The sequence below is a fragment of the Thermosporothrix sp. COM3 genome (genome assembly GCF_059696735.1).
The window spans coordinates 4147169-4158732 of record NZ_AP019376.1 but is presented as its reverse complement, the minus strand read 5'-3'; the positions used below and the strand labels follow the sequence as shown (position 1 = coordinate 4158732).

Sequence of the window (11564 nt, the reverse complement as noted above, 5' to 3'; positions counted from 1 at the left end):
CGAGTGGGGAAAAGAGACAAGTAGCTCTCCTCTTTTGAGGGAATGGGACGGCGACTGGCGCGTTTTCGCAGGCAGGTTGTGCTACAATAGAGGAGAAGCGTGCAGCTCTATAGCTTATACCGCTAGAGAGTAGCGAGAGAGATATCAGGCATTCGATCAAGAGCCTGTTATCTGGGCGGCTGGCATCAGGCTGAGAAGGGAGCAGCTAAGCGTGGTTGACACCCCTTTGAACCACATGCTAGCATGAACGCAGGTAGGCTTACATTTTTTCATGTAGAGATTTGAGAAAGAAGGGTGTAAGGACATGCTGGAGCGGGTTGACCTGCTACAGATCTATTACTTTATGCGCCTCACCCGTGCGATGGAGGACCGAACCCGGACCCTGTTTTTGCAGGGAAAAGTCGTGGGGGGTGTCTATACAGCGCAAGGGCATGAGGCCACCACTGTCGGGGCAGCAATGTCGCTGCGCGATGGGGACTGCATCGTTCCGCAGCATCGGGATCTGGGGATGCAGCTTGTTCGAGGGACTTCGCCTCGTGCAGTGATGTGTCAATGGTTAGCTCGCGGAAACTCCCCGACGCTAGGACGCGATGGGCAGCTACATATAGGCGACATGCATCATGGAATTGTGCCTATGATCAGTATGCTTGGCGAATCGCTTCCGGTTGCGTGCGGAGTTGCCCTCGCGATGAAGATGCGGAAGCGTTCAACGATTGTTCTGGCTTCCTGTGGCGATGGAGCCACCAACACGGGTCCATTCCATGAAGCAATGAACTTTGCCTCTGTACAGAAACTTCCTCTTGTACTTGTGATCGAAAACAACGGCTATGCGTATTCTACCCCCTCCCATAAGCAGTTCAATATTCAGAACCTCTCTGAGCGTGCCAGAGCATATGGCATCCCCGGTGAAACGGTGGATGGAAACGATGTTCTGGCCGTCATCGAAACGGTCGGGAAAGCCGTTGAGCATGCACGAAGCGGCAAGGGTCCAGCTATCGTTGAGTGCAAGACTTTTCGAGTTCGTGGACATTCGGAGGCCGATAAAGCCGATTATGTCCCGCAGGATGTGCGCGAAGAGTGGTTGAAGAAAGACCCTATCAACCTCTTTGAGGCGTATCTGACCCGGGAAGGAATTCTAACCACAGCAAAAAAAGCCGAAATTGAGGCGAACATCAAAGCGGTCACAGATGATGCTGTACGCTTTGCTGAACAAAGTCCGGCACCAGATCCGGAAACGGTCGCTGATTATGTGTTTGCTCCCGATGGACCGATTGCAATTGTTGGCGAGCCGGGGGCAGAAGATACACGCTATGTCAATGCGCTTGATCGGCGAACCGGGCAGCCATTTACCACGATACGGAAGACAGAGGAGGCCATTGGACGGCGATGAGCGCGAAAGTTACCTATCTGGAAGCTATCAGCCAGGCCATACGCGAAGAGATGCGACGAGATGAGGCGGTATTTCTCCTGGGTGAGGATGTGGGCACCTATGGTGGAGCCTTTAAAGTGAGCGCCGGTCTGCTTGAAGAGTTCGGTTCCGAGCGCGTCATTGATACACCGATGGCTGAGGCTGCGATTATTGGTTCGGCAGTTGGTGCGGCGCTGATGGGGATGCGCCCGATTGCCGAGATGCAGTATATTGATTTTATCACCTGTGGCTTTGACCAGATTATCAACATGGCGGCGAAGATGTACTGGCGTGTGGGCATGCCGGTTCCTATTGTTGTGCGCGGCCCCGCCGGGGGCGGCACCAAAGGTGGCCCTTTCCATTCCTCCACGCCTGAAGCCTGGTTTTTCCATGCTCCGGGCATCAAGGTCGTCTATCCTTCCACGGCCTACGATGCAAAAGGCTTGCTGAAAGCGGCGATTCGTGATAATAACCCGGTGCTCTACCTTGAGCATAAGCTGCTCTATCGTATGCCCGAGCTGCGGGAAGAGCTGCCGGAGGAAGACTATGTCGTCCCGATTGGCAAGGCAATCGTCCGGCGTGAAGGGGAAGACATGACCATGATTACTTATGGCGCAATGGTGCATCAGTGCCTGCAAGCTGCGCAAGTTCTGGAACGAGAGGACGATCTGGAGGTTGAGGTGCTTGACCTGCGGAGCCTGACCCCGCTGGATCGTGAGGCTATCTCGGCCTCGGTGAAGCACACGAATAAGGTCTTGATCGTCCATGAGGATGCGCTAACCGGAGGCGTTGGAGCGGAGCTGTCCGCTTTGATTGCTGAAGATCTGTTTGAATACCTGGATGGCCCGATCACGCGCGTTGCTGCTCCAGATGCTCCATTCCCTTATGCTCCTGCGTTAGAGGCGGCCTACTTGCCAAATGCAGCGAAAATACTTTCTGCGGCTCGTGAGCTTGCCGCGTACTGAGTAGAAGACAGAAAAGAAGGAGTGTACGATTATGCCAACGCCGGTACAGATGCCTCGCCTGGGTGAATCGGTCTCTGAAGGAACTATTGGGGCCTGGCTCAAAAAAGAGGGCGACTACGTCGAGCGTGACGAGGCAATTGCAGAAGTCATTACTGATAAGATCAATGCGGAACTCCCTTCGCCGGTCGCCGGTCGCCTGACGAAGATTCTGGTTCAGGTCGATGAAACGGTTGCGGTCGGCACCGATATCGCGCTGATTGAAGAGAGCGCCGATGTCCCGTCTGAGAGCTCGCCTGAAGCTCCTGCAACCGCTCCCGGTCCCGATGCGGCCCCCGTGGCCAGCCCGGCCCAGGCCAAAACGCCTGTGATGGAGAAGGCAGCCGCCCGTACGGCAGCACCCACCGAGAAGCCACCGACCGAAGAGCGCCAACGAATCTCACCGCTGGCTCGCCGCCTTGCCCGTGAGCATGGAATTGATCTCAGCCAGATTCAGGGAACTGGTCTGAACGGGCGCGTCCGCAAAGAAGATATTCTGGCTTATCTGGAGAAGCAGAGGGAACAGCCCCCGGTCGCTGCACCTTCCGCACCTGCAGCCCCGAAGCCCGCTCCGACTCTACCGCAACCAGCTGCGGTCAGCTTTGAGCCAGGAGAAGATGTACAGATCATTGAGCCCGGGCGTATGCGCCTGGCTATCGCTGAGCATATGGTGCGCAGTAAGCATACTTCTCCTCACGCCACTGCGGTTGTTGAGGTGGATATGACCAACATCGCGAAGTGGTTGGAGAGGAACAAGGCGGCTTTCAAACAGCGCGAGGGCTATGCACTCAGTTATGTGCCGTTCGTTATCAAGGCGGTATGTGAGGGGATTCGTCAGTACCCGATCCTCAATTCAAGCTGGACGGAAGATAACAAGATTGTTATCAAGAAGCGCATCAATATGGGGGTGGCCGTTGCGACTGATGCCGGGCTGGTTGTGCCCACTATCTATGATGCGGATCAGTTGACAATTGCCGGACTGGCACGCAAGGTCAATGATCTGGCGGCGCGAGCTCGCGCGAATAAGCTGACCATTCAGGACATGCAGGGCAGCACATTCGTGGTGAATAATACCGGGGTTTTTGGTACAATCATATCTATACCGATTATCAATCAGCCTCATGCGGGTATTCTGGCAATGAACGCCGTTGTGAAGCGCCCGGTCGTAACCGAAGATGATGCTATTGCTATTCGGTATATGATGTATCTGTGTCTCTCCTTCGACCATCGCTTGCTGGATGGTGCCGAGTCGGGTGGCTTTATGAAAGCCGTCAAGACAAAGCTAGAGAGCTACGGCAAAGAGATTGATGTGTACTAAATGCCTGCATGGCAGACGATAAAAGCGTCTGGGCTGGCTCCTGGAAAAGCATAGGGGCCTGCCCGTAGTTCCATTTTTCAAGAAGAGCTAAGGAAACAAAACAATGACAATTAGTATCCCTCAACGACGACCGGAATGGTTGAAGGTTCGTCCTCCTGGCGGCAAGAACTATGAGCAGTTAAAGCAGTTGATGCGCGGAAAATCGCTGCATACCGTCTGTGAGGAGGCGCGTTGTCCTAATATCGGGGAATGTTGGGGGCAGAAGACAGCCACCTTTATGATTCTGGGAAGTGTCTGTACACGAAGTTGTGGCTTCTGTGCAGTCGCGACGGGGCGCCCTCTGGGTCTCGACTGGGAAGAGCCAAAGCGTGTCGCTGAAGCCGTGAAAGCAATGGATCTGCGTCATGCGGTCGTGACCTCGGTGAATCGGGATGAACTGAAGGATGGAGGCGCGGCTGTCTTCGCTGCTACTATTCGCTGGATTCGTCGCATGAACCCTGCTTGTAAGGTAGAAATCTTGACACCGGATTTCAAGGGGGTTTATGATGCTGTACGGGTAGTAATGGATGCAAAACCCGATGTGTTCAATCACAATGTGGAAACGGTCCCCCGACTATACAAGCGTGTCCGACCGCAGGCCATTTATGAGCGCTCTTTACAGGTGCTCAAGTGGGCGAAAGAAATGCATCCAAAGGCCCCGACAAAATCAGGCTTTATGCTTGGTCTGGGAGAAACCTGGGATGAGGTTATTCAGGTCATGCGCGATCTGCGTGAACACGATGTCGATATTCTGACCATCGGGCAATATTTGCGTCCCTCGTTTAAGCATCTGCCGATTGAGCGTTATGTACCATTGGAAGAGTTCGACGCACTGAAGCAAGAGGGCCTGAAGCTCGGCTTTAAGACTGTGGTGGCGGGCCCCTTTGTTCGTAGTTCGTATCATGCACGTGAGCAGGCCGAAGAGGCAACTGAGGTCCTGAATCAGGAGTAAGTATCTGTGAAAGTAAGAATCAAAGGCCGAGATATAGCTTACGACGATCATGGAATAGGGGTTCCGCTTCTCTTCTTGCATGCCTTCCCGCTCAATCGGAGCATGTGGGATGAGACGATCAAGGCGCTGCTCCCCGAGAATCGTTATCGCCTGGTTTCGCTGGATTGGCGTGGCTTTGGCGAGAGCGAGGCGGATACTGGGGTCAGCACAATGGAAGCGCTGGCCGATGATGTCGCTGGCCTGATGGATGCCCTGGGAATGCAGAACGCTGTTCTCTGTGGGCTCTCAATGGGCGGCTATGTGGCCTTTGCATTCTTACGCAAATATCCGCAGCGCGTGCGCGGGCTGGTTCTGGCCAATACGAAGCCCGAACCTGATGATGCGGAGGGCAAAGCAAACCGAGAGAAGGTGGCAACGCTGGTTGAAGCGCAGGGCGTCGACCCGATTGCTGATATTCAGGTGCCAAAACTGCTCTCGGTTGCTACCCGACAGCATCATCCTGAAATTGAAGCCCGTGTGCGCCAGATGATCCATGCTGCGACCCCGGAAGGGATTGCCGGGGCCTCCCGTGGTATGGCTCAGCGTCTGGATTCGACCGACCTGCTTCCTCATATCCATTGCCCCGTACTGGTTATCACGGGCGAGCAGGATAGCCTTATGACTCCGCAGAAGGTACAGGCCTATGCCGCTCGTATTCCTGATGCGCAGTTTGTTGTTATTCCAGAGGCCGGGCATCTGTCGAACCTTGAGCAACCGGCACGCTTTGATCAGGCTCTCCGCTCGTTTTTACCGAAAACTCTGTAGTGCTTGTTGCTCTTACTGAAACGTGCCGGGAGGCGGTACGTTCCCCTGAGGGATAAAAGTCATGAGCCAGGTACAGTCTTGGGATGGACAACATCCTCCACTGGTCCTTGTGGTTGATGATAATCCGGCGATACGGGATATGGTTTCCTGGGCTTTAGAGCTTGATGGGTACGAGCCTGCGGAGGCGGCTGAAGGTCAGGAAGCACTGGATTGGCTGACAACTGCTTTACATGAAGGGCGCTATCCTGCTGTGATCCTGCTTGATCTGGCAATGCCGGGTATGGATGGCAATACATTCCTGCAACGCCTGCGCAGCCAATGGCACCCCTCGCTCCCGCAGCCTGCAATTGTGGTGATTACGGCAGGCATGCGAGAGGCTGAGGCGCTCAAACTGGGGGTTGAGCAGGTGATTGTCAAACCGTTCCATGTTCGCGATCTTCTTGACGTAGTGCGTCAATTTGCCATGCGCAATGGAGAGCGCCGGTAAAGGGGCTCCCTGTGCTCGAGGAGCCTATCTTTCTTAAGAGCATTTCCAGACCGCGGTTGTTGATGTCCCCTGTGCTGTGAAGGTAATGGTTCCCTGCTGACAGAGCTGCTTATAGGAGGGGATATAGACCTGAAAGGTGATAGATGTTCGCTCTCCTGGTGCCAGGGTTCCCTCATTCCCTGAAGGAAAACTCGCTACGATTCCTGAGGCTGCGGCACTCCAATGCTGCTCTGTTGAGGCGTCATCGCTCAAGGTCAGCGTTGTCTGACAGCGAAACACAAGATTATGCTTGCTATCATAACCCATAAACGGACAATTCCCGCCTGCCATCGAGGGCGCAAAGGTGGCTGTTTCCAGCGCAAGTGTGCCCGCCTTAACTTCGGGTGTGGGTGAAGGCGTAGGGGTGGGGGAAGGAGTCGCTGTCGGTGAGGGCGTGAGTGTTGGTGTGGGTGAAGGCGTAAGGGTGGGGGAAGGTGTCGCTGTCGGAGAAGGAGTTGCTGTCGGTGTAGAGGTGGCGCCAGGTGTTTGCGTTATAGATACATCCTCGGTGCTGATTGTAATCGTGGTTGGTTCACTGGCGTTCGTGATCTGTTTTGGTTGTGAGATGGGATGAAAGAAGGCAAGGCCGCCACCAACGCAGGCAAAGATGACCAACAGGATTGCCCCCACGGTTGAGAGCACGACCCACTTGTTGGGCTGTTGATTGGCTGGTGGGCGCTGCGGCAAAGGATGAGGCGCGACTGGCTCGGCAACAGGCTGTGCAGCGGTCGGTGCATCGAAAGTCCCCATATCAGGTTGCTGCATCTGAGGTATGTCTAGCTGTGTGGGGGCTGCGGCAAGATCAAAAGCGTTTGGCGCAACCTGCCCGGGCTGCGGATCCGGAATTGATGGAATACTTTGATAGACTTCTCCCTTTGTGGCGGCACTCAAGGCGGCCAGCAGGCGGGGCAGTTTTGAGTAGCGTTGGGCCGGATCCCGACTCAATGCCTGAAGCAGTATCAAATCGACTTCGGACGGGATGGCCGGGTTAAGATGCGAGGGCGCTATCAGCGTTTTTGTGCGATAGTAGGTGCCAGGTTGCGTGGTTGAAGGCACGTGATAGGGTTTTTGCCGCGTGAGCAGCTCGTAAGCAATGGCTGCCAATGCATAGAGATCATTCTTTTTCTCGGCATCTCCCGAAGGTGCCTCGGGCGGTAAATAAGGCGCGGTTTTGTCGGTAGGTTCAGCATTGGGCAGCGAGTGCAGATGGATATCGGTCAGAAAGAGCTGCCCGTTGTCCGCCAGAAGCAGGCTTCCGGGGTGCAGGTTTCCATACACGATGTCCTGTGAGTGTAAATAGGTGAGCGCCTGCCCGATCTGTGAGATCAGTATATCCATGGCGGTGCAGGTGAATTGGCGCTCTGGCTGCTGTTGTAAGAGTGTTTCCAGTGTCCGAGCAGGCAGATATGGCCTGACCAGATAGGGGATTCCGTGTTCAATGCCAGCATCAAGATAGGGAAGAAGGGACTCGTGCTGCAAGCTTCGGAGCATTGCCGTTTCCTGCTGGAAGGCCTCATACGCCTGTGCCTCGGTCAGAGGCGCATGAGGATAGAATTGGATCTGTACTATTTGTTGAGGAATGGAAATGTTCTGTGCCTGGAAATGAATACAGTGTGAGTCGGATGCCAGCACGCCAGTGATAAGATAATTCCCAAGTTGTCTGCCAATAAAAGAAGCATGTTCTTGCATGAGAAAATTGAACCCCTGCCAGCTCTATTTTATACGGCCGTAACGAATGAGAAACGCGGTCTGTTGTCTAATGGATGAGTTGCTGTCCTTAGCATAGCAATCGGATGCTTGGCCTGTCAACGGGGAGGAAGCAGTATAGCTAAATTCCCTCAGTCACGTTGTAATTTATTCTCCTATTTTTGCTTGAAAGTGAAGAGTAAGTGGAGGTTGATAAATGCTGTATCCCTGTGGTGAAGAGACTGGCGTGACAGGAAAACGTGGCCCGTAATCCCATACAATGGTACTGCTGAGCACTGATTGAGTGCCAGGAAGGTCGCTGAAGCTCCGACACAGTCATACTGGAGATGGGAAGTTCCTCTACTCGTTTCGTGCCATTAATTGCTATAATAGGTGGTAACTTGTGGACTAGTCAAACAGGAGAAAAGTATCATCATGACTCAAACGGAACAGCAGGAGCCAACAAAGATAGAACTGGAAGAGGACAATGAGGTTCTAGAAACGACTCAGGGTCGAGGAAAGTGGTTGACCCTGGCTGGCTTATTTGCACTAATGATTCTTGGCGTGATTGGCTGGATGCTCTTCAGTCACCTGCCACGCGCCGAAACGCTCTCTGATAATCCTCTTGCAGAAGATACCAAACCGGTTCCGAGTCCCGTCAACCTGATGGAAGAGGTTGCATTGAAGACGCAGCCTGTTACGGTGCAGGGATTGGAGTTTACGCTAGAGAAAGCACAAACAGCCGAGAGCTTTTCGGATCTCAAGAAGAAAAGTAGCCCGTATACTACTCGTATTTATGTAAAAGTCAGGAATACGACGCAGAAGCCCATTGGCTTCCAGTATGTTTCTTCCGAAGTCGCGCTTGCGCTCAGCAATGGCAAGGAGATCAGCCCCAAATTTGCTGGACTGCCTCCCGAGCTCTTGCAGGGAGAGACCAAGGAAGGCTATATTGATTTTCCGGTTGATCAGCAGATCTCGCTTGGAGATATCAAGCTGCGCATTGGCACGACGCTTATTCCTCTGAAAGAAAAGTAGCTCTCAGAACAAAAAAAGAGCGAAGGACCTTCTCAGCCCTCGCTCTTTTTTGTGTGGCTAGTCAAGGTCGGGGGCCGACACATGTTCAACCCTCCGTATCACTTCACTAAGGGCCTCAACTTGCGCGGGATGGTCTTCCACCTGCAACAGGGCGTCCTCAAGCAGCAGGTAGTATTCAACCAGGGTGCCTTCACCGCTTGTATGGTGGTCAACGCATTCTTGAAGCAGCATGGCGGCGTCTTCAAACATCTGAAGTTGCTCCTGAGCATCCTGAATTGCTTGCTGAAGCTGCTGTATCTGTTGAAGAGAATCAACCTGCGTACGCCGCCGGCGGGGCCGCTCATCCTCTTCCTCCATAATGTATTGCATTTTCAGCGCTGATTGCCCTATCGCTAATTTTATCTCGCGCTGGCGGCGATCAAGCCAGGCCCGAACAGCGTGGATACGGACCAGGATATTGGCGTTTTCAGGAAGGCGCAATTGATCGTCTGCGAGTAAATTGTCACTTCCTTCCTCTGGTTCGGTTTCATCAAATTCGTCTTCGTAACTCATTCTGCGCTCCCGTGTGGCTGTTAGTAGCATTGTGCCTATTATAGCACGAAGCGGAGGAGTGCAATTGATGAGATGCAAAAAAAAGAAGCCCCTGCGTGTGCAGGAACTTCCTTGATATCCGAATCTAGCTCAGGGCTTGTCCGATCGGTTCAGGCTCCTGAGCAGGAATGAGATCTTCATCATAATCGCCTGGCTGCGTACTGTCCAGCCCCTTCTGAGGGCTGAAGATGTTGAAGATCGGTGTCAGGATCAGCACGAGCAGGATATTGAGGACCACTGAGGTAATCGCGATATAAGTAATGGGCAGGTGAATTGGGCCCAGGATAATCGGCGCGACCGTTTTCACGGCTGCTCCAGTGGAATTGGCAATCACGATCCAGGTTCCTGAGACCATCCCTGCCAGCCAGCCGATCAGCAGCGCCCAGCGGTTGAACCAGTTCGTATAGAGGCCAAGAAAGACAGCGGGCAGTGTCTGAATAATCCAGATACCTCCGAGAAGCTGGAAGTTAATCACAAGCTGCTTGTCGATGCTCAGGATGAAGAGCAGGGCCCCGAACTTCAGCACAAATGAGGCCCATTTCGCTACCTCGGATTCTTCACGGTCGCCTGCTCCAGGGCGCAGGTATTCCTTGTAGATGTTACGAGTAAAGAGGTTTGCGGCTGCAATGGACATGACGGCTGCGGGCACTAACGCGCTGATCGCGATGGCGGCAAAGGCAAAGCCGGTAAACCATGAAGGGAAGAATTGATTCAGCAGTGCCGGGATAGATCCGTTATTCCCCAGACCGGCAATTGGCTTTGTTTTTGCAGCGATTGCCATATAGCCGAGCAGCGCCAGCAGGCCAAGCATCAGCGAGTAGATCGGCAGCAGCGCCATATTGCGCTTGACCGCTCGCGGGCTGCTGCTGCTCAGCACGCCAGTAACCGAGTGTGGATACAGGAAGAGGGCCAGTGCAGAACCAAGTGCCAGCGTCGCGTAACCGAGGAAATGTTCAGGTTGTGGCAGGAAGATAAAGGTTTTGACCTGCGCTGCCTTCTCACTGGCTGCCTGAAAGATCGGGCCGAAGCCTCCGAGGGCGTAGGGAATATAGATAATCGCGGCAAAGAGCACAATAAAGATCATGATATCCTTTACCAGTGCAATCATCGCAGGAGCACGAAGACCGCTGGTATAGGTGTATGCTGCCAGGATCAGGAACGCGATCAATAACGGGATATCGACATTCACGCCCCCGATAGGGATCATGGTTGGAATGCCCAACCCTTCAAGTGCAACCTGAATTCCAAACATTTGTAGCGCGATATAGGGCATGGTTGCCAGAATCCCTGTGAACGCGATCGCCAGAGCCAGTAAGCCGCTGCCGAAACGCCCCCGGACAAAGTCGGCGGCAGTCACATAGTTATGCCGTCTACAGACTGCCCACAGTTTCGGCATGAACAGGTAGACCAGCGGATAGGCGATCGTGGCATAGGGAACGGCAAACCAGCCGCTCATAATGCCCACGCCAAACATGGCAGCCGGTACCGCGATAAAGGTGTAGGCGGTGTAGAGGTCACCACCAAGCAGAAACCACGTAATAAGCGTGCCGAAGCGGCGCCCTGCCAGCCCCCATTCATGCAGCTTATTCAAGTCACCGCGCCGCCAGCGGGCTGCGATAAAGCCAAGCACGGTGACAAAAAGGAAGAAAAATAGAAAGATAATGATTGCATCCCATTGCATGGTGTCTCTCTTCCTTTCATGCAAAGACATCGATGAGTGAAGTCAAAAGGCCGCGCTAAATGCCTTTTATGGGACGGGTAGTAGTCGGGTTAGCGTCTGGTCTCAAAGAGGTAGACGCCTGCGGTAATCAGGGAAGTGAAAATAATCCAGAGTAGCTGATACCAGTAGAAGTAGGGGAAGCCAAACAGTTCGGGGCTACCGGAGCTGTAGAATGGCACCCAGAGCAGGGCTACCAGAGGAATGATAAACAAGAGCCGCGCCCAACGTCTTCGTCGTCCTTGTTGGTCTAGCATGGCTGTTCTCCTTTTCGTGGGTAGAGAGGTGATGAATACAAAAAGTATAGAATGAAACTGGAAAGGGAACAACACAAAGTAGTTTATGGAACATCGCTGGTTCCTCTGGTACATAGACCAGAAGAGACGTTCCATTCCCGATGATAAGCGGTTTGCTGAGTAAACTACTTTCATGCTATCCTACGGTATTTTTTGAAAAATGTCAATCAAGCTATGGATACGTGACAGAA

The 11564-nt window shown here is 53.4% G+C and carries 11 protein-coding genes; 7 read left to right on the top strand and 4 right to left on the bottom strand.

Annotation, left to right across the window (positions count from 1 at the left end):
- Window positions 1–304 precede the first annotated feature (304 nt).
- The 6 genes from KTH_RS17610 (at window position 305) to KTH_RS17585 (ending at window position 6009) form a co-directional block, all read left to right on the top strand.
- The gene (locus tag KTH_RS17610; protein WP_111318484.1) at window positions 305–1390 is read left to right on the top strand and encodes a thiamine pyrophosphate-dependent dehydrogenase E1 component subunit alpha; all 1086 of its coding nucleotides are present in this window, start codon (window positions 305–307) and stop codon (window positions 1388–1390) included.
- Window positions 1387–2373 (top strand): alpha-ketoacid dehydrogenase subunit beta, encoded by a 987-nt coding sequence (locus KTH_RS17605; protein WP_111318482.1) that lies wholly within the window; start codon window positions 1387–1389, stop codon window positions 2371–2373. The genes KTH_RS17610 and KTH_RS17605 overlap by 4 nt, the downstream gene beginning before the upstream one ends.
- A 31-nt stretch (window positions 2374–2404) precedes the next feature.
- Entirely contained in the window at window positions 2405–3727 is a 1323-nt protein-coding gene (locus KTH_RS17600; protein ID WP_111318480.1) for a dihydrolipoamide acetyltransferase family protein, read from the top strand.
- A 103-nt stretch (window positions 3728–3830) separates the two neighbouring features.
- Complete coding sequence (gene lipA, locus KTH_RS17595) at window positions 3831–4718, top strand: lipoyl synthase (protein ID WP_111318478.1); 888 nt, start codon at window positions 3831–3833, stop codon at window positions 4716–4718.
- Between the two features lie 6 nt (window positions 4719–4724).
- Window positions 4725–5522 carry an alpha/beta fold hydrolase gene (locus tag KTH_RS17590; protein WP_111318476.1) on the top strand — a complete coding sequence of 266 codons (798 nt, stop codon included), beginning with the start codon at window positions 4725–4727 and terminating at the stop codon, window positions 5520–5522.
- 61 nt (window positions 5523–5583) lie between these two features.
- Window positions 5584–6009 (top strand): response regulator, encoded by a 426-nt coding sequence (locus KTH_RS17585; RefSeq protein WP_111318474.1) that lies wholly within the window; start codon window positions 5584–5586, stop codon window positions 6007–6009.
- A gap of 33 nt (window positions 6010–6042) precedes the next feature.
- Here the strand turns inward: KTH_RS17585 and KTH_RS17580 are convergent, their stop codons facing one another.
- On the bottom strand, window positions 6043–7737 hold the full coding sequence (locus KTH_RS17580; protein ID WP_111318473.1) for a serine/threonine protein kinase: 1695 nt from the start codon (window positions 7735–7737) through the stop codon (window positions 6043–6045).
- A 432-nt stretch (window positions 7738–8169) separates the two neighbouring features.
- Between KTH_RS17580 and KTH_RS17575 the strand changes: the two genes are divergently transcribed.
- Window positions 8170–8769 (top strand): hypothetical protein, encoded by a 600-nt coding sequence (locus KTH_RS17575; RefSeq protein WP_111318472.1) that lies wholly within the window; start codon window positions 8170–8172, stop codon window positions 8767–8769.
- Between the two features lie 57 nt (window positions 8770–8826).
- On the opposite strand, the gene KTH_RS17570 is transcribed toward KTH_RS17575, so the two are convergent.
- The 3 genes from KTH_RS17570 to KTH_RS17560 all read right to left on the bottom strand — a co-directional run bounded on the left by KTH_RS17570 (window position 8827) and on the right by KTH_RS17560 (window position 11334).
- Complete coding sequence (locus KTH_RS17570; protein WP_111318471.1) at window positions 8827–9321, bottom strand: hypothetical protein; 495 nt, start codon at window positions 9319–9321, stop codon at window positions 8827–8829.
- Window positions 9322–9445: 124 nt separating this feature from the next.
- The gene (gene mctP / locus KTH_RS17565) at window positions 9446–11041 is read right to left on the bottom strand and encodes a monocarboxylate uptake permease MctP (protein ID WP_111318470.1); all 1596 of its coding nucleotides are present in this window, start codon (window positions 11039–11041) and stop codon (window positions 9446–9448) included.
- Between the two features lie 89 nt (window positions 11042–11130).
- The gene (locus KTH_RS17560; protein WP_111318469.1) at window positions 11131–11334 is read right to left on the bottom strand and encodes a DUF3311 domain-containing protein; all 204 of its coding nucleotides are present in this window, start codon (window positions 11332–11334) and stop codon (window positions 11131–11133) included.
- Window positions 11335–11564: the final 230 nt, after the last annotated feature.